Origin of the sequence: Streptomyces sp. NPDC058796, assembly GCF_042745235.1 — a bacterium.
Lineage (GTDB): Bacteria > Actinomycetota > Actinomycetes > Streptomycetales > Streptomycetaceae > Streptomyces.
In genome coordinates this window covers 273,688-291,389 of the sequence record NZ_JBHYOP010000005.1, presented here as the reverse complement: position 1 = coordinate 291,389, position 17,702 = coordinate 273,688, and the positions used below count along the sequence as shown (strand labels likewise).

Here is a 17,702-nt window from a genome sequence, read left to right as displayed (position 1 = left end):
AGGGAGCCACTCCCATGACCCAGCCACACGCCACCCGCGACACCTCACAGACCCGGTCCCCCAACGGCCCCTTCGCCGAGCGGAACCCTCAGGGCACCACCCCCGCCCACATGTCGCCCGCGGACCTGCGCACCGCCCTCGCCGCCGTGCTCGACGGAGCCGCCCGGGCCTGGCTGGACCAGGCCCTGGACGAGGCCGCCGCCCACCCCGGCACGCACGGGCCCATCTCGGTGTGGGAGCTGCGCCTGGCCGAGGCCGGCCGCCGCTGCGGTCCCGCCCACGCGGATGCCGCCCGTGTCCTGGTCCTGCACGCCGCCCGCGCCGGCACCGACGCCCTGACCCGGGTCTACTACCAGGGCACATCCGACGAACGCCGCGCCGTCCTGCACGCCCTCGCGCACCTCGTCCCCGGCCCCGACGCCCTCCCGCTCGTCGAGGACGCCCTGCGCACCAACGACACCCGGCTGGTCGCCGCCGCACTCGGCCCGTACGCCGCCCGGCACCTCGACGCCCACCAGTGGCGGCACGCCGTGCTCAAGTGCCTGTTCACCGGCGTCCCCGTCGACCACGTGGCGGACCTCGCCCGACGGGCCGCCGCCGACGCGGAACTGGCCCGCATGCTCGCCGACTACGCCGCCGAACGCACCGCCGCCGGCCGCCCCGTCCCCGAAGACCTCCACCGCGTCCTGGCCCTGACCGAGTCCGAGCCCTCCGCTCCCGGCCCGGTCGACCCCCACGGCAAGGAGTCCTGATGCGCATCTTCGACCCCCACATCCACATGACCTCCCGCACCACCGACGACTACGAGGCCATGCACGCCGCCGGCGTCCGCGCCGTCGTCGAGCCCTCCTTCTGGCTCGGCCAGCCCCGTACCTCCCCCGACTCCTTCCGCGACTACTTCGACGCCCTGCTCGGCTGGGAACCCTTCCGCGCCGCCCAGTACGGCATCGCCCACCACTGCACGATCGCCCTCAACCCCAAGGAGGCGAACGACCCGCGCTGCACCCCCGTCCTCGACGAGCTGCCCCGCTACCTCGTCAAGGACCGCGTCGTGGCGGTCGGTGAGATCGGCTACGACTCCATGACCGCCGCCGAGGACGCCGCCCTGGCCGCCCAGCTCCAGCTCGCCGCCGACCACGGCCTGCCCGCCCTCGTGCACACCCCGCACCGCGACAAGCTCGCCGGCCTGCGCCGCACCCTGGACGCCGTGCGCGAGTCCGCGCTGCCCACGGACCGGGTGCTGATCGACCACCTCAACGAGACCACTGTGAAGGAGGCGAAGGACAGCGGCGCCTGGCTCGGCTTCTCCGTCTACCCGGACACCAAGATGGACGAGGCCCGGATGGTCGCCCTGCTGCGCGAGTACGGCCCGGAACGGGTCCTGGTGAACTCCGCCGCCGACTGGGGCAAGAGCGACCCGCTCAAGACCCGCAAGGTCGGCGACCTGATGCTCGACGAGGGCTTCAGCGAGGACGACGTGGACCGCGTGCTGTGGCGCAATCCCGTCGCCTTCTACGGCCTTAGCGGACGCCTGAGCCTGGACGTCACCTCGCAGGACGCCACGCACGAGGGCAACTCCATCCTGCGCGGCGGTGAGTGAGCCATGCGCTTCCGGCACCCGGACGGCTCGACCGTCCACCTCGCCTACTGCACCAACGTCCACCCCGCCGAGACCCTCGACGGCGTCCTCGCCCAGCTGCGCGACCACTGCGAGCCGGTCCGCCGCCGCCTCGGCCGCGACCGCCTCGGCATCGGGCTGTGGCTCGCCAGGGACGCCGCCCAAGCCCTGGTCACCGACCCCTCCGCGCTGCGCGGCCTGCGCTTCGAACTCGACCGGCGCGGCCTGGAGGTCGTCACCCTCAACGGCTTCCCCTATGAGGGCTTCGGCGCCGAGGAGGTCAAGTACCGCGTCTACAAGCCGGACTGGGCCGACCCCGAACGTCTCGAGCACACCACCTCCCTGGCCCGTGTCCTCGCCGGACTGCTGCCCGACGACGTCACGGACGGCTCCATCTCCACCCTGCCGCTCGCCTGGCGCACCGCCTACGACGAGACCCGCGCCGACAAGGCCCGCACGGCTCTGGTCACCCTCGCCGAACGCCTCGACGCCCTCCAGGAGCTGACCGGCCGCTCCATCCGCGTCGGCCTGGAACCCGAACCGGGCTGCGTCGTCGAGACCACCCGCGACGCCATCGCCCCCCTGACCGCGATCGCGCACGACCGCATCGGCATCTGCGTCGACACCTGCCACCTCGCCACCTCCTTCGAAGACCCGCACACCGCCCTGGACGCGCTGACCGCGGCCCGCGTCCCCGTGGTCAAGTCCCAGCTCTCCGCCGCCCTGCACGCCGAGCACCCCTCCCGTCCCGAAGTACGCGACGCCCTCGCCGCCTTCGCCGAACCCCGCTTCCTGCACCAGACCCGCACCGTCACCCCGCCGGCCACCACCGCCCCGACGGACCCCGCCGCCACGACGGCCACGGCCGGCCTGCGCGGCACCGACGACCTCGACGAGGCCCTGGCCGGCGACGGGCCGCTGCCCGGCACCGCGCCCTGGCGCGCCCACTTCCACGTCCCCCTGCACGCGGCGCCCGCCGCGCCCCTCACCTCCACACTCCCCGTGCTCAAGGCCGCACTGACCCGCCTCGTCGGCGGCCCGCACCCGCTCACCCGCCATCTGGAGGTCGAGACCTACACCTGGCAGGCCCTCCCGCCCGAGCTGCGGCCCCGCGCCCGCGCCCAGCTCACCGACGGCATCGCCGCCGAGCTCACCCTCGCCCGCGACCTGCTGACCGATCTCGGCCTCAAGGAGCTGCCATGACCTCGGCCACCTCCTCCTCCGGCGGACCGACCCCGCTGCTGGTCCTGGACGTCGTCGGCCTCACCCCCCGTCTCCTGGACCACATGCCCCACCTCAAGCAGCTCGGCCAGTCCGGCTGCCGGGCCCCGCTGGGCACCGTCCTGCCGGCCGTGACCTGCGCCGCCCAGTCCACCTTCCTCACCGGCACGCCCCCGTCGCAGCACGGCATCGTCGGCAACGGCTGGTACTTCCGCGAACTCGGCGACGTCCTGCTGTGGCGCCAGCACAACGGACTCGTCGCCGGCGACAAACTCTGGGACGCCGCCCGCCGCGCCCACCCCGGCTACACCGTCGCCAACATCTGCTGGTGGTACGCCATGGGCGCCGACACCGACATCACCGTCACCCCCCGTCCCGTCTACTACGCCGACGGCCGCAAGGAACCCGACTGCTACACCCGCCCTGCGGCCCTGCACGACGAACTCACCGACAAGCTCGGCACCTTCCCCCTCTTCCACTTCTGGGGACCCGGCGCCGACCTGGTCTCCAGCCAGTGGATCATCAACGCCACCCGCCACATCATGACGACCCGCCACCCCGACCTGACCCTCTGCTACCTCCCACACCTCGACTACGACCTGCAGCGCTACGGCCCCGACGACCCGCGCTCCCTGAAGGCGGCGGCCGACCTGGACACCGCCCTGGCCCCCCTCCTCGACGACGCCCGCGCCCAGGGACGCACCGTCGTCGCGCTCTCCGAGTACGGCATCACCCCCGTCAGCCGGCCCGTGGACATCAACCGCGCCCTGCGCCGCGCCGGACTGCTCGAGGTGCACACCCAGGACGGCATGGAATACCTCGACCCGATGGCCTCCCGCGCCTTCGCGGTCGCCGACCACCAGATCGCCCACGTGTACGTCCGCCGCCCCGAAGACCTCGACGCCGCCCGGAACGCCCTCGACGGCCTGCCCGGCATCGAGACGCTCCTCGACGACGAGGGCAAGAAGGCCCACGACCTCGACCACCCCCGCGCCGGCGAACTCGTCGCCGTCGCGGAGCCCGACGCCTGGTTCACGTACTACTACTGGCTCGACGACGACCGCGCGCCCGACTTCGCGCAGCTCGTCGAGATCCACCGCAAACCCGGCTACGACCCGGCCGAGCTGTTCATGGATCCCCTCGACCCCTACGTCAAGGTCAAGGCGGCCACCGCCCTGGCCCGCAAGAAACTCGGCATGCGCTACCGCATGGCGGTCGTGCCCCTGGACGCCTCACCTGTCCGGGGCAGCCACGGCCGCCTCCCAGCGAGCGACGACGACGGACCGCTCCTCATCTGCTCCACCCCCCGCGCTGTCGGAGACCGCGTCGCGGCCACCGACGTGAAACAACTCCTGCTCCGGCTGGCCGGACTCGGCTGAGGCACCATCCGGCAACTCCGCCGAGATCCGACTACTGAGAGTGAAACACACGGCACTGACAACGGCCCGCCCCAGCCGCATCGGAGCAGGCCACGACCCAGAAGGCAGGCACCCGTGACCCCGTTCTCACACCCCGCCCGCACCGGCGCCACCGCGGACCCGTCCGCCGGCGGCCCGGACGAGGGCCTGCGCCGCACCCTCGGCGTCGACCGGCGCCGCTTCCTCAGCACCTGCACCGCCGTAGCCGCCGGCGCGGTCGCGGCACCCGTGTTCGGCGCCGCCCCGGCCCTGGCTCACGACCGGGACAGAGACCACGACCGGGACCGCGACCACGGACACGGACACGTCCTCGTCCCGGCGGACAAGCGCGGCATCATCCTCTACACGGTCCGGGACGCGACCGCTCGCGACCCCCTCGCCACCGACCTGCCCTCCGGCTTCCGCGAGGTGTTCAAGCAGCTCTCCCGCCACGGCTACCGCCAGGTGGAGTTCGCCGGCTACCGGCAGCACGCCAACGCCCCCGGCGGCGCCAACCTCGAATCCGTGGAGGGCGCCAGGCTGCTGCGCCGCTGGCTCGACGACTACGGGCTGCGCGCCCAGGGCAACCACGGCTTCATCCCGCCCTCCTGGCCGCTCACCACGGCGGACAAGGACACCTTCAAGAAGCACCTGGAGATCGCCAACATCATCGGCATGGACCACATGGGCACCGGTGGCGATCCCACGGGCAGCTCCTACCGCGCCGACTGGGACGTCGCCGCCGACAAGTGGAACGCACTCGGTGCGATAGCCCGCCGGGAGGGCATCAAGCTCTACACCCACAACCACGACAGCGCCTACGGCTTCCTGCTCGACGGCGGCCCGCTGGACGACCAGGGCCGGCCGACCCGCAGCTCGGGCATCCGCAAGCTCGAGTACTTCCTGAAGGTCACCGACCCGAGGCTGGTCTGGCTGGAGATGGACATCTTCTGGGCGCACGTCGCCCAGTACAAGTTCCACACCTACACCGCCCACGACGGCTCGACTCGCAGGGACGTCTTCGACCCGGCCGGTCTCGTCGCCCGCCACAACAAGCGCTACCCGCTGTTCCACGCCAAGGACGGCGTCGTCAGCACGACCAACGGCATGGGCTACGACATGGTGCCCTTCGGAACGGGCGTCATCGACTACACCACGTTCTTCTCACGCGTCGGACAGCGGAACTACCACAACCCGATGGTCGAGGACGACAACTCCCCGAGCGCCACCGACCCGGCGCAGTCACTGCGCGAAGCCAAGATCAGCTACGACAACCTGGCGGCCCTGCGCAGGCGTCGCCGCTGACCCGGAACACGGACCGGGCGGTCCCTCCCGCGTGCTGGGGGAGGGGCCGCCCGGTCCGTGCGAGAAGACCAGCCGCCTCATCCCTCACCCAGTGGCCGGGGGTTGGGTGTGACGCGCTTGGCCTTCGGCCTGCCCGGAGGCCGCAGGAACAGGGCCATGAAGCCAGCGAAGATCGAGATGCAGCCCGCCAGGGTGAAGGCACCGTTGTAGCCCCAGGCGGCGACGACCACGGAACCCATGCCCGCGCCCAGCCCGGAGACGAGCTTGGAGCTGTAGACCATTCCGTAGTTCGTGGCGTTGTTGTTCTCGCCGAAGTAGTCCGCCGTCAGTGCCGCGAACATCGGGAATATGGCACCGCCGCCGAATCCGGAGACGGCGGAGAACAGCAGGAACAGCGGCAGGTTCTTGATCTCGGCCGACCAGATGATGCCGAACTGGGCGAGGCCCAGGATCGCGCACACGTAGAGCAGGCACTGCTTGCGGCCGTACAGGTCGGAGAGCCAGCCGATGACCCCGCGCCCGGTGCCGTTGACGATCGCCTTCAGCGACATCGCGGTGGCCACGATCCCGGCCGCGAAGCCCGCCTCCTCACCGATGTCGACCTGGAAGGCGATGCCGAAGATGTTCACGCCGGAGGTGCAGGCGAGACAGAACCACATCAGGGCCACCCGGCCGGTCCGCCAGGCCTCCATGGGGGAGTACTGCTTGACGGCCGGGGGATTCTTCTCCAGCGAACGCCGGGCCCGCGGGTCGGCCGGCGGGTTCAGCGGGTCGACGTCCGCCGGCCACCAGTTCTTCGGCGGGTCCCGGAAGTAGAACCCGGCGATCGCCACCGTCGCGGCGAGGAAGACACCCGCGGAAACGAGCACCCAGCGGAAGTTGGAGGTGTCCATGTAGCCGTGGAAGATGAAGACGAACGGCACCGAGCCGTAGGCGAAACCGCCGTTGACGAAGCCGGTCTTCCCGCCCCTGCGCTCCGGGTACCACTTGCCGACCATGTTGACGCAGGTCGCGTAGACCATGCCCGCGCCCATGCCGCTGAACACGCCGAACCCGATGAAGGCGAGCGTGACGTGCGGCGCGAACGCCAGCGACAGGTAGCCGAGCAGGGTGCCGGCCGAACCCAGCATCATCGCCCAGCGCGCCGGCAGTCTGCCGCTCTCCCGCAGCCGCCCCGCCGGAAAGGCGACCGCGGCCTGGCAGAACACCCAGGCGGTCATCATCCAGTAGATGCTGCCGCTGGACCAGTGGTGGGCCTCGTGGAGCGTGTCCTCGGCGGACGCGAACGCGTACTCCGCGGAGGAGATGCCCATCATGCCGACCCACGGCAGGATCACCATCCACTTGCGCTTGCGCCCCATGATGTCGATGTCGGACTCGCCCACGCGGTAGACGCGCCCGTTCCTGTCGGTCACCTCCCGGTAGGCGGCGACCCGTGTGACATCGGTGGTTGTCATGTCGTTTGCACCCCTAGCGTCGAAAGTTCTGGCCAGCGCCCCCTGTCCAATGCCTTTCGTGCGCGCGCGGGTCCCGGGCCGGCCGACGCGCACCCGCCGGCCGGTCCCTCGCTGCCTCAGCTCATGAACCGCCCCCCAGCAGCCCCGCGGCCCGCGCCCACCGGTACTTCGCACCCAGCACGGCCACCGGCTTCTCCGTCGTGTACGGGTACGCCACGACCCCGCGCTCGAAGAGGTACTGGCACGCCTCCTCCACCTCCACGTCGCCCGCGAGGGAGGCCACCACGGGCTTCTCGATCCCGCGTTCGCGGAACTCGGCCACCACGCGCGCGGTGAGTTCGGCGAACACCATGGGAGGCGTGACGATGGTGTGCCAGTAGCCGAGCACCAGCGCGTGGATGCGCGGGTCCTGAAGACCGAGCCGGATCGTCGCCTCGTACGTCGACGGCGGCTCGCCCCCGGTGATGTCCACCGGGTTGCCCGCCGCCCCGAACGGCGGGATGAACGCGCGGAACGCCGCGTCCAGGTCCGGCGGTATCTCCATCAGCGACAGCCCGTTGTCCGTCACCGCGTCGGAGAGCAGCACTCCGCTTCCGCCGGCCCCGGTGATGATCACCACGTTGTCGCCCTCCGGGGCGGGCAGCACCGGCAACGCGCGCGCGTACTCGAGCATCTCGTTGAGCCCCGGTGCCCGGATGACACCGGCCTGCCTGAGGACGTCGTCGTACACGGCGTCGTCCCCGGCGAGCGCTCCGGTGTGCGAGCCCGCGGCCCTCGCGCCCGCCGCCGTACGTCCCGCCTTGAGCACCACGACCGGCTTCCTCGGCACGGTCGCCCGCGCGGCGTCCACGAAGGCGCGCCCGTCCTTGAGGTCCTCCAGGTGCATCGCGACGCACTCGGTGCGCGGGTCCTCGGCGAACCAGGTCAGCAGGTCGTCCTCGTCCAGGTCCGACTTGTTGCCCAGGCCGACGATCGCCGACACGCCGGTCTTCGTGGCCCGCGCGAAGCCCAGGATCGCCATACCGATGCCGCCCGACTGCGAGGTCAGCGCGACGCCGCCCTTCACGTCGTACGGCGTGCAGAACGTGGCGCACAGGTTCTGCCAGGTGGAGTAGTAGCCGTAGATGTTCGGCCCCAGCAGGCGGACGCCGTGCCGCTCGGCGACCGCCACGATCTCCTCCTGCAGGGCGTGCTCACCGGTCTCCGCGAACCCGGAGGGGATCAGCACGGCGTTGGGTATCCTCTTCCGCCCCACCTCCTCCAGCGCCGCCGCCACGAACCGCGCGGGGATCGCGAAGACCGCCACATCCACCTCGCCGGGAACGTCGGTGACACTCTTGTACGCCTTGCGGCCCAAGATGTCATCGGCCTTGGGGTTCACCGGATGGATCCCGCCCGCGAAACCGCCGTCGACGAGGTTGCGCATCACCGAGTTGCCGATCTTGCCGGGCTCGGCCGACGCGCCGATCACCGCGACCGACGAGGGCTGCATCAGGCGGCGCATCGAGGTGAGGATCTCCTCGCGCGTGTACCGGCGCCGTTCCCTCGGCAGGCCGGTCGCCAGGATCACCCGGATGTCGGCGGCGACCGCCCCCTCGGACGTCGCGATCACGGGGTTCAGGTCCACCTCGGCGATCTCCGGGAAGTCGGCGACCAGCTCGGAGACCCGGCGTATCTGCTCCGCCACCGCCCACCGGTCCACGCCGGCCCGCCCGCGCACCCCGCGCAGTACCTCGGCCGCACGGATCGAGCCGAGCATGGACAGCGCCTCGCCGGCGTCCACGGGGGCGAGCCGGAAGGTGACGTCCTTCAGCACCTCCACCAGCACTCCGCCGAGCCCGAACGCCACCACCTTCCCGAACGTCGGATCGGTGACCGCGCCGACGATGACCTCCAGCCCCGGCGGCAGCAGCTCCTGGATCTGCACGCCCTCGATCCGCGCGGAGGCGTCGTACGCCCGCGCGTTGCCGACGATCCGGCAGAACGCGGCCCGCACGTCCGCCGCGCCCTCCACCCCCACGACCACCCCGCCCGCGTCGGTCTTGTGCAGGATGTCCGGCGACACGATCTTCATCACCACCGGCCCGCCGAAGCGCGCCGCGCAGGCCACCGCCTCGTCGACGTCCCGCGCCAGCTCCTCGCCCGGCACGGCGATCCCGTAGGCGTCGGCGAGCGCCTTCCCCTCGGGAGCCGTCAGGGCGGTGCGTCCGTCGGCCCGCACGGAGTCCAGCAGCCGGCGCACCCGCTGTGCGCGGTCCTCGGCCACCACCTCAGACCACCCCGTTCGACTTGAGCAGGCGCAGCTCCTCGTCGCCGAGGCCCAGCTCGCCGACGTAGACCTCTTCGTTGTGCTCGCCGAGCAGCGGCGAACTGCTGATCTCCACCGGTGAGTCGGAGAGCTTGAGCGGGCTGCCGACCGTCACGAACTCGCCGCGCTCGGGGTGCGGGACGGTGACGATCATCTCGTTGGCCGCCAGCGAACGGTCCTCGATGATCTCCTTGGCGGACAGGATCGGCCCGCACGGGATGTTGTGGGCGTTCAGCCGCTCCAGGACCTCCCACTTGGGAAGGGTGGACGACCACTCCTCGATCAGCTGGAACATCTTGTTCAGCTTCGGCAGCCGTGCCTGGGGCGTCGCCCACTCGGGGTCGTCGGCCAGCTCGGGCCGGCCGATCAGCTCGCTCAGCGGGCGCCAGCCGACCGGCTGGACGATGACGTACACGTAGTCGTTGGGGCCGCCCGGCGCGCACTTGACGGCCCAGCCCGGCTGCCCGCCGCCGGACGCGTTCCCGGACCTGGGAACCTCCGCGCCGAAGTCCTCGTTGGGATATTCGGCGAGTGGACCATGGGCCAGGCGCTGCTGGTCGCGCAGCTTCACCCGGCAGAGGTTGAGCACCGCGTGCTGCATGGCCACGTTCACCCGCTGACCGCGTCCGGTGCGCTCCCGCTGGTACAGCGCGGCGAGGATGCCCGCCACGACGTGCACGCCCGTGCCCGAGTCCCCGATCTGGGCTCCCGTCGCCAGCGGTGGCCCGTCCTCGAAACCGGTGGTGGACATCGATCCGCCCATGGCCTGTGCGACGACCTCGTACGCCTTGAAGTCGGTGTACGGGCCCTCGCCGAACCCCTTGACGGAGGCGTAGACGATCCGTGGATTGATCTCCTTGACGCGGTCCCAGGTGAACCCCATCCGGTCGACCGCGCCCGGCCCGAAGTTCTCGACCATGACGTCCGAGCGCCGGATCAGCTCGGTGAGGATCTCCTTGCCGCGCTCGGTCTTGGTGTTGAGGGTGATGCTCCGCTTGTTGCAGTTGAGCATCGTGAAGTAGAGGGAGTCGACGTCCGGCAGATCGCGCAGTTGCTTCCGCGTGATGTCACCGCTCGGCGCCTCCAGCTTGACGACGTCCGCGCCGAGCCAGGCGAGGAGCTGGGTCGCGGAGGGTCCCGACTGCACGTGCGTCATGTCCAGGACGCGGATGCCCTCAAGAGCCTTGGCTGTCATGGGCGGTCACCTCACTTGTACATCGTCTGGTTCATGGTTCCGGGGGCGTACGCGTCCGGGTCGACCCAGACGTTGACCAGGGACGGCTTGCCGGACTCGCGGGCACGCCGCAGGGCCGGGCCGATGTCGGCGGGGTCGCGGACCTCCTCGCCGTGACCGCCCAGCATCCGGGCGAACTGGTCGTACGGGACGTCGCCGAGCGTGTTGCCGACCCGCTCGCGGTCCTTGCCGTACTTGGCGGCCTGGCCGTAGCGGATCTGGTTCATGGAGGAGTTGTTGCCGACGATGCCGACGAAGGGCAGGTCGTAGCGGACGAGGGTCTCGAAGTCCCAGCCGGTGAGCGAGAAGGCACCGTCGCCGAAGAGGGCGACGACCTCCTTGTCGGGCCGGGCCTGCTTGGCCGCCAGTACGAAGGGGACACCGACCCCGAGCGTGCCCAGCGGACCCGGGTCCATCCAGTGGCCCGGTGACTTGGGCTGCACGACCTGCCCGGAGAAGGTGACGATGTCGCCGCCGTCGCCGATGTAGACCGAGTCCTCGGTGAGGAAGTCGTTGATCTCGCTCACCAGCCGGTACGGGTGGATGGGGGAGGCGTCCGACCTGAGCTGCGGCAGCCGCTTGTCCAGGGCGGTCCGCTCGGCCGCGCGCAGCTCGTCCAGCCACTCCTTGCGTCTCGACGCGCCGCCGTTGACCCGCCCCGACGCCGCCTCGGTCACCGACCTCAGGACGAGCCCGGCGTCGCCGACGATGCCGAGGTCGATGTCGCGGTTCTTGCCTACGGTGCGGTAGTCGAGGTCGATCTGCACCACGGTCGCGTCGGGGGAGAGCCGCTTGCCGTAGCCCATGCGGAAGTCGAAGGGCGTGCCGACGATGACGATGACGTCGGCGTTGGAGAAGGCGTACCGGCGCGAGAGCTGGAAGTGGTGCGGGTCGCCGGGCGGCAGGGTGCCGCGTCCGGCGCCGTTCATGTACGCCGGAACGTTCAGTGTGCGGACGAGTTCGACGGCGGCCTCCGTCGCGCGCGTCGTCCACACCTGGCTGCCGAGCAGGATGGCCGGCTTCTCGGCGTGTACCAGCAGGTCGGCCAGCCGCTCGACGGCGTCGGGGTCGCCCGGGGAGCGGGTCGAGGCGCGGTAGGCCCCGGCCTTCGGCACCCGGGCCCTGTCCGTCGCCACCTTGGCGTCCAGCACGTCGCGGGGGATCTCCAGGAAGGAGGGGCCGGGCGCGCCGTGGTAGCACTCGCGGAACGCCATCGACACCATGTCCGCCGCCCGCGCGGTGTCCGGCACGGTCGCCGCGAACTTGGTGATCGGTGTCATCATGTCGACGTGCGGCAGGTCCTGGAGGGAGCCCATCTTGTGCTGGGTGTGCGCGCCCTGACCGCCAATCAGCAGCATCGGTGACTCGGCGCGGAAGGCGTTGGCGACACCGGTGACGGCGTCGGTCGTACCCGGTCCCGCGGTGACCACCGCGCAGCCGGGCTTGCCGGTGACGCGGGCGTAGCCGTCGGCGGCGTGCGCGGCGACCTGCTCGTGGCGTACGTCGACGACCTCGATGCCCTCGTCGACGCAGCCGTCGTAGATGTCGATGATGTGGCCGCCGCACAGGGTGTATATGCGGTCGACTCCCTCGGCCTTGAGTGCCTTGGCGACGAGGTGACCGCCGGAGATGACGTCCTGGGTGTCGTCGGGCATGGCGAAGTCCTGTCCCTTCACGAGGGGTTGGGGCGCTTTCCCGTACATTGCATACAGTCGACGAATACTGTATGAAGCTTGTTATCCCGCATCCGGTGGGTGGTGTCCAGGGGGCGTGCGGCACTTTCAGACAGGAGCCGGAATGGACCTGTACGAACACCAGGCAAGGGAACTCTTCGCGGAGCACGGCATTCTGGTGCCGAGGGCCGAGGTCACCGCCTCGCCCGAACGCGCCCGGGAGATCGCCCGCGGTCTCGGCGGACGCGCCGTCGTCAAGGCGCAGGTGAGGACCGGCGGGCGCGGCAAGGCGGGCGGGGTGCGGCTCGCCGCCGACCCGGCCGCGGCCGAGGAGGCCGCCCGGCACATCCTCGGCATGGACATCAAGGGCCACACGGCCGACACGGTCATGCTCGCCGAACCGGTCGACGTCGAGCGCGAGTTCTACGTCTCCTACGTCCTCGACCGCGCGGCCGGCCGTTTCCTGGCCGTCGCCTCCGCCGAGGGCGGCACGGAGATCGAGGAGGTCGCGGGCGAACGGCCCGAGGCCGTCGCGCGCGTCCCCGTCGACCCCGCCGTGGGGGTGACCACGGCCACCGCGGTACGCATCGCGGACGCGGCCGGGCTGCCCCCGCAGACCGTCGACACCCTGGTACGGCTCTGGCGGGTCCTGGTCCGCGAGGACGCCCTGCTCGTGGAGGTCAACCCGCTGGTCCGGACGGCCGACGGGAGGACGATGGCCCTCGACGGCAAGGTCACCCTCGACGACAACGCCCTCTTCCGCCAGGCGCGATGGGGGGACGAACGCGCGATGCCCGCCGACCCGTCGGAGGCACGGGCCGCCGCCAAGGGCCTCGACTACGTGAAGCTCCACGGCGAGGTCGGCGTCATCGGGAACGGCGCCGGACTGGTCATGTCGACGCTCGACGTGGTCGCCGGCTGCGGGGCCCGCCCCGCCAACTTCCTCGACATCGGCGGCGGCGCCTCCGCGCGGGTGATGGCCGACGGGCTGTCGGTCGTCCTCTCCGACCCCGCCGTGAAGTCCGTCCTCGTCAACGTCTTCGGCGGCATCACCGCCTGCGACGCGGTCGCCGACGGCATCGTCCGGGCCCTGGAGGAGGTCCGGCCGACCAAACCGCTCGTCGTGCGCCTCGACGGCAACAACGCCGCCCGCGGCCGGGCCGTCCTCGACGCACGCGCGCATCCGCTGGTCGAACAGGCCACCACCATGGACGGCGCCGCCCGCCGTGCCGCCCGACTCGCCACCACGGCGTGAGGAGACAGACCGACATGGCGATATACCTCACCAAGGAGAGCAGGATCCTCGTCCAGGGCATGACCGGAGCCGAGGGCATGAAGCACACCCGTCGGATGCTGGCCGCCGGCACCGACGTGGCCGGCGGCGTCAACCCGCGCAAGGCCGGCCGCACCGTGGCCTTCGACGGACGGTCCGTACCCGTCTTCGGTTCGGTGAGCGAAGGAGTGGAGCGCACCGGCGCGGACGTGACCGTCGTCTTCGTACCGCCCGCCTTCGCCAAGGCCGCGGTCGTCGAGGCCGCCGACGCGGGGATCGGCCTCACCGTCGTCATCACCGAGGGCATCCCGGTCCACGACTCCGTCGCCTTCACCGCGTACGCCGGGGCCAGGGGCACCCGGGTCATCGGCCCCAACTGCCCCGGCCTGATCAGCCCCGGCCAGTCCGACGCGGGCATCATCCCGCCGGACATCGCCAGACCCGGCCGCGTCGGTCTGGTCTCCAAGTCGGGCACGCTCACGTACCAGCTCATGCACGAGCTGCGCGACACCGGCTTCTCCACCTGCGTCGGCATCGGCGGCGACCCGGTGGTCGGCACCACTCACATCGACTGCCTCGCCGCCTTCCAGGGCGACCCCGACACCGATCTGATCGTCCTCATCGGCGAGATCGGCGGCGACGCCGAGGAACGCGCCGCGGCCCACATCCGCGACCACGTCACCAAGCCGGTCGTCGGCTACATCGCCGGATTCACCGCCCCCGAGGGCCGCACCATGGGACACGCCGGCGCGATCGTGTCCGGGTCCTCGGGCACGGCCCGTGCCAAGAAGGAAGCCCTGGAGGCCGCCGGCGTGCTGGTCGGCTCCACCCCGACGGAGACGGCACGTCACGTACTGGCCGTCCTCGCCGGCCTCGGCGGCGGGGCACGGGACGGAGCACCCGCATGACGGCACGACACCCCCGCACCACGACCGGCGCCGAGCCCGCCGCCCTGACCCTCAAGTCCGGCACCTCCTGGACCGACCTCTGGCGCCGTTGCCTCGCCGTCGCCCCCGAGGCGTTCCGGGACGACCGGGTCCTCAACCTCTGGGACGCCCGGTGGCGGGCCGACGGCCGGGTCCTGCCCGCCACCAGCCCCGTCGACGGCACCCCGGTCGCAGGCCCGCCCCGGCTGGACGGGACCACCGCCCACCGGGCCGTACGCGCCTCGCTCGACCAGCACCGCGCCTGGCGCCACGTGCCCCTGCCCGAACGCCGTGCCCGCGTCGCCGCCACCCTCGACGCCCTCGCCCAGCACCGGGAACTCCTCGCGCTGCTCCTCGTCCGGGAGATCGGCAAGCCCTGGCGGCTCGCGCAGGCCGACGTCGACCGCGCGGTGGACGGCGTGCGCTGGTACGTCGACGGCATCGACCGGATGACCGAGGGGCGCGCGCCGCTGGACGGGCCGGTGTCCAACATCGCCAGCTGGAACTACCCGATGAGCGTGCTCGTTCACGCATTGCTGGTACAGGCCCTCGCGGGCAACGCGGTCATCGCCAAGACCCCGACCGACGGCGGTGTCGCCTGTCTGACCCTGGCCTGCGCACTCGCCGCCCGCGAAGGGATACCCGTCACCCTCGTCAGCGGCAGCGGGGGCGAGCTGTCCCAGGCGCTGGTCCGGGCGCCCGAGATCGGCTGCGTCTCCTTCGTAGGCGGGCGCGGCACCGGCGCCGCCGTCGCCACGGCCCTCGCCGACCTCGGCAAGCGGCACATCCTCGAACAGGAAGGACTGAACACCTGGGGCATCTGGAACTTCACGGACTGGCCCACGCTCACCGCGGTCATCCCCAAGCTCTTCGACTACGGCAAGCAGCGCTGCACCGCCTACCCGCGCTTCGTCGTCCAGCGGCACCTGTTCGACGCGTTCCTCGCGGCGTACCTCCCGGCGGTCCGCACACTGCGCGTCGGCCACCCGCTCGCCGTCGCGGCACCGGACGACCCGTACCCGGAGCTGGACTTCGGACCGTTGATCAACGCGGTCAAGGCCAAGGAGCTGGGCGACCAGGTCGCCGAGGCCGTCGAGCGCGGCGCCGTACCACTGCACCGCGGCAGCGCGGCCGACGCACGGTTCCTGCCCGGCCAGGACACCTCCGCCTACCTGCAGCCGGTCACGCTGCTGAACCCGCCACGGTCCTCGCCGCTGCACCACGCCGAACCGTTCGGCCCGGTCGACACCGTCGTCCTGGTCGACACCGAGGCCGAGCTGCTCGCCGCGATGAACGCCTCCAACGGCGCGCTGGTCGCCACGCTCTCCACGGACGACCGGGCGACGTACGACAGGCTGGCGCCGCAGATCCGCGCGTTCAAGACCGGCCACGGCGTCCCGCGCTCCCGGGGCGACCGCGAGGAGCTGTTCGGCGGACACGGCGGGTCCTGGCGTGGCGCCTTCGTCGGCGGCGAGCTGCTGGTGCGCGCCGTCACGCGGGGTCCGGCGGGGGAGCGGCTGCCGGGGAACTTCCCGGACCATCACCTCATGCCGTGACCGTCGCCGTCCGCGGGCATCCGTGCGGGGCGTTCGCGGGTCAGCCGATGCCCTGACGGTCCGGCAGCAGGGCGAAGGCCCGGTCCGCCGGGGTCGGCGCGATCCGCTCGACGGCCTGCCGCAGCAGCTCACGGTGGCGCCGCAGCGGCTCGCGCCGCTCCGGCGGGGCGAGCCGCAGCAGGTCGTCGAGCCCGGCCAGTATCCGCCGCGTGACCTGTGCGTTTCCCACCCCGCAGGACCGGATCTCGGTGAACCCGAGGTCCACCAGTTCCGCCCAGCCCGGCACGGGCTGCACGAGCCGGACGGCACCGCGCCGGTCCCGGTGCACGACGGCGTCCAGCGGCCGGCGGGACAGGGTGGCCAGGATCTGGACGATCCGGTCCAGGGCCTGGACAGCGGTGGTCGGATCGTTGACCGCGCTGGACAGGGCCCGCAACGCGATGTCGGACAGCTGGCGCAGCCCGAACGCCAGGTCCTGGTGGAAGGTTCGCTCCACCCCCACGCTCAGGGCGTACCGCAGCACCCGGCGCGGGGGCGCCTGCCCGCCGTGCACCGCCAGGACGGGGGTGCCCGGCACCAGGAAGTCACCGATGCGAGGGACGAGCCGCAGGACCACCCCCTGTTTGCGCGCCACCCGCACCAGACGCGCGATGTGCACGTCCCGCAGCACACCGGCATGCCCGCCGTGATCGACCCAGGCGGTCACCGGGCCGAGGACGGGTGCCCGCCCGCCCTCCGCCGGCGCGGGCATCAGCGCCGCCACCCGGAAGGACTCCGCCGCGATCCGGGCGATCACATGACTGACCCGCATCAGCCGCAGCGTCGCGTTCACGTACATCACGAAGAGCAGCAGGCTCAGCGCGACCATGACGAGCGTGAGCACCGACTGGACCAGCGGGACAGAGCTGGTGACCCGGGGGTCGGGGGTGCTGTCGTAGCTCGTCAGGACGAGCAGCGTCAGCACGAAGGTGGCGAGGAAGACCGCGAACGTGGCCTTCGTGATCCGGCTGCGCACGAAGAGCCGCACCACCCGCGGCGTGAACTGCCCGCTCGCCATCTGCACCGCCACCAGCGAGATGCTGAACACCACACCGATGAACGTCATCATCGCCGAGCCGACCGCCGACACCACCGTCTTCGCGTCGTCCGCGAACCGCAGCAGTTCGGCGACCGTCTCGTAGTCACCGGCGTCCTGCAGCGACCGGACGAGAGCGGCGTCGAGCTCCTGGGCCGCCAGCCACACCGCGAAGACGCCCACCATGGCGGCGGTGGGCGCGAACCAGAACGTGTCCCGCAGATGCTCCCTGAGCGGCGACAACGCGCGCGGCCGACGACGCGGAAGCGGGCTCTGGGTAACCGACCAGTCACTCATGGTGCGACCTTAGGCGCAGCGGAGCCGCCGGCCCCGGATCGGCGCTCAGGGGAAGGAAACGCAGGTGAAAGGCACTGCGAAACCTTGGTATGGTTGTCCATGTCGCCGCGAGGGAAAGCCCGCGCGGGCGACAGACACCTAGTCCGGGTGGCGGAATGGCAGACGCGCTAGCTTGAGGTGCTAGTGCCCTTTATCGGGCGTGGGGGTTCAAGTCCCCCCTCGGACACAGATCAGGTCGAGCGAGATGCCGGCCGGGAGAGATCCCGGCCGGCATCTCGCGTTGTGTGCGCCGTGGGGCGCGGACGGCGCGACCGTTGCCGCGAAAATGCGCTGCGGCGCGCCGCCCCGCTTCCCTACACTCA

13 protein-coding genes and 1 tRNA gene are annotated in these 17,702 nt (G+C 71.6%); 9 read left to right on the top strand and 5 right to left on the bottom strand.

Features of this window, described 5'->3' with window-relative positions; translation table 11 throughout:
* Positions 1-14: 14 nt before the first annotated feature.
* The 5 genes from ACFW47_RS15510 to ACFW47_RS15490 all read left to right on the top strand — a co-directional run bounded on the left by ACFW47_RS15510 (position 15) and on the right by ACFW47_RS15490 (position 5,541).
* The gene (locus ACFW47_RS15510) at positions 15-752 is read left to right on the top strand and encodes an EboA domain-containing protein (protein WP_386306034.1); all 738 of its coding nucleotides are present in this window, start codon (positions 15-17) and stop codon (positions 750-752) included.
* Complete coding sequence (locus tag ACFW47_RS15505; protein WP_386306033.1) at positions 752-1,600, top strand: TatD family hydrolase; 849 nt, start codon at positions 752-754, stop codon at positions 1,598-1,600. The genes ACFW47_RS15510 and ACFW47_RS15505 overlap by 1 nt, the downstream gene beginning before the upstream one ends.
* Before the next feature lie 3 nt (positions 1,601-1,603).
* Positions 1,604-2,821, top strand: coding sequence for a metabolite traffic protein EboE (eboE, locus tag ACFW47_RS15500; protein WP_386306032.1), 1,218 nt, complete (start codon positions 1,604-1,606; stop codon positions 2,819-2,821).
* Positions 2,818-4,218, top strand: coding sequence for an alkaline phosphatase family protein (locus ACFW47_RS15495; protein WP_386278409.1), 1,401 nt, complete (start codon positions 2,818-2,820; stop codon positions 4,216-4,218). Before eboE ends, ACFW47_RS15495 begins: the two co-directional genes overlap by 4 nt.
* A 114-nt stretch (positions 4,219-4,332) precedes the next feature.
* The gene (locus tag ACFW47_RS15490) at positions 4,333-5,541 is read left to right on the top strand and encodes a sugar phosphate isomerase/epimerase family protein (protein WP_386306031.1); all 1,209 of its coding nucleotides are present in this window, start codon (positions 4,333-4,335) and stop codon (positions 5,539-5,541) included.
* Positions 5,542-5,618: 77 nt separating this feature from the next.
* Here the strand turns inward: ACFW47_RS15490 and ACFW47_RS15485 are convergent, their stop codons facing one another.
* The 4 genes from ACFW47_RS15485 to ACFW47_RS15470 form a co-directional block, all read right to left on the bottom strand.
* Positions 5,619-6,998 carry an OFA family MFS transporter gene (locus tag ACFW47_RS15485; protein WP_386278405.1) on the bottom strand — a complete coding sequence of 460 codons (1,380 nt, stop codon included), beginning with the start codon at positions 6,996-6,998 and terminating at the stop codon, positions 5,619-5,621.
* Between the two features lie 121 nt (positions 6,999-7,119).
* Positions 7,120-9,264, bottom strand: a complete 2,145-nt coding sequence (locus ACFW47_RS15480) for an acetate--CoA ligase family protein (protein ID WP_386306030.1) — start codon at positions 9,262-9,264, stop codon at positions 7,120-7,122.
* 4 nt (positions 9,265-9,268) lie between these two features.
* Positions 9,269-10,501: a formyl-CoA transferase gene (gene frc, locus ACFW47_RS15475; protein WP_386278401.1), complete on the bottom strand. Its 1,233-nt coding sequence runs from the start codon at positions 10,499-10,501 to the stop codon at positions 9,269-9,271.
* 11 nt (positions 10,502-10,512) lie between these two features.
* On the bottom strand, positions 10,513-12,195 hold the full coding sequence (locus tag ACFW47_RS15470) for a thiamine pyrophosphate-binding protein (RefSeq protein ID WP_386278399.1): 1,683 nt from the start codon (positions 12,193-12,195) through the stop codon (positions 10,513-10,515).
* A 142-nt stretch (positions 12,196-12,337) separates the two neighbouring features.
* Between ACFW47_RS15470 and sucC the strand changes: the two genes are divergently transcribed.
* From sucC to ACFW47_RS15455, 3 genes are read left to right on the top strand one after another with little or no spacing between them, the layout of a single operon-like run.
* Positions 12,338-13,468 (top strand): ADP-forming succinate--CoA ligase subunit beta, encoded by a 1,131-nt coding sequence (gene sucC / locus ACFW47_RS15465; protein WP_386278397.1) that lies wholly within the window; start codon positions 12,338-12,340, stop codon positions 13,466-13,468.
* 14 nt (positions 13,469-13,482) lie between these two features.
* Complete coding sequence (gene sucD, locus ACFW47_RS15460) at positions 13,483-14,394, top strand: succinate--CoA ligase subunit alpha (RefSeq protein WP_386278395.1); 912 nt, start codon at positions 13,483-13,485, stop codon at positions 14,392-14,394.
* Positions 14,391-15,968 carry an aldehyde dehydrogenase family protein gene (locus ACFW47_RS15455; RefSeq protein WP_386306029.1) on the top strand — a complete coding sequence of 526 codons (1,578 nt, stop codon included), beginning with the start codon at positions 14,391-14,393 and terminating at the stop codon, positions 15,966-15,968. The genes sucD and ACFW47_RS15455 overlap by 4 nt, the downstream gene beginning before the upstream one ends.
* A gap of 40 nt (positions 15,969-16,008) precedes the next feature.
* Here the strand turns inward: ACFW47_RS15455 and ACFW47_RS15450 are convergent, their stop codons facing one another.
* A complete protein-coding gene (locus tag ACFW47_RS15450; protein ID WP_386278391.1) occupies positions 16,009-17,340 on the bottom strand; it encodes a DUF2254 domain-containing protein in 1,332 nt (443 codons plus the stop codon).
* 141 nt (positions 17,341-17,481) lie between these two features.
* Between ACFW47_RS15450 and ACFW47_RS15445 the strand changes: the two genes are divergently transcribed.
* Positions 17,482-17,566, top strand: a tRNA-Leu gene (locus tag ACFW47_RS15445).
* Positions 17,567-17,702 lie beyond the last annotated feature (136 nt).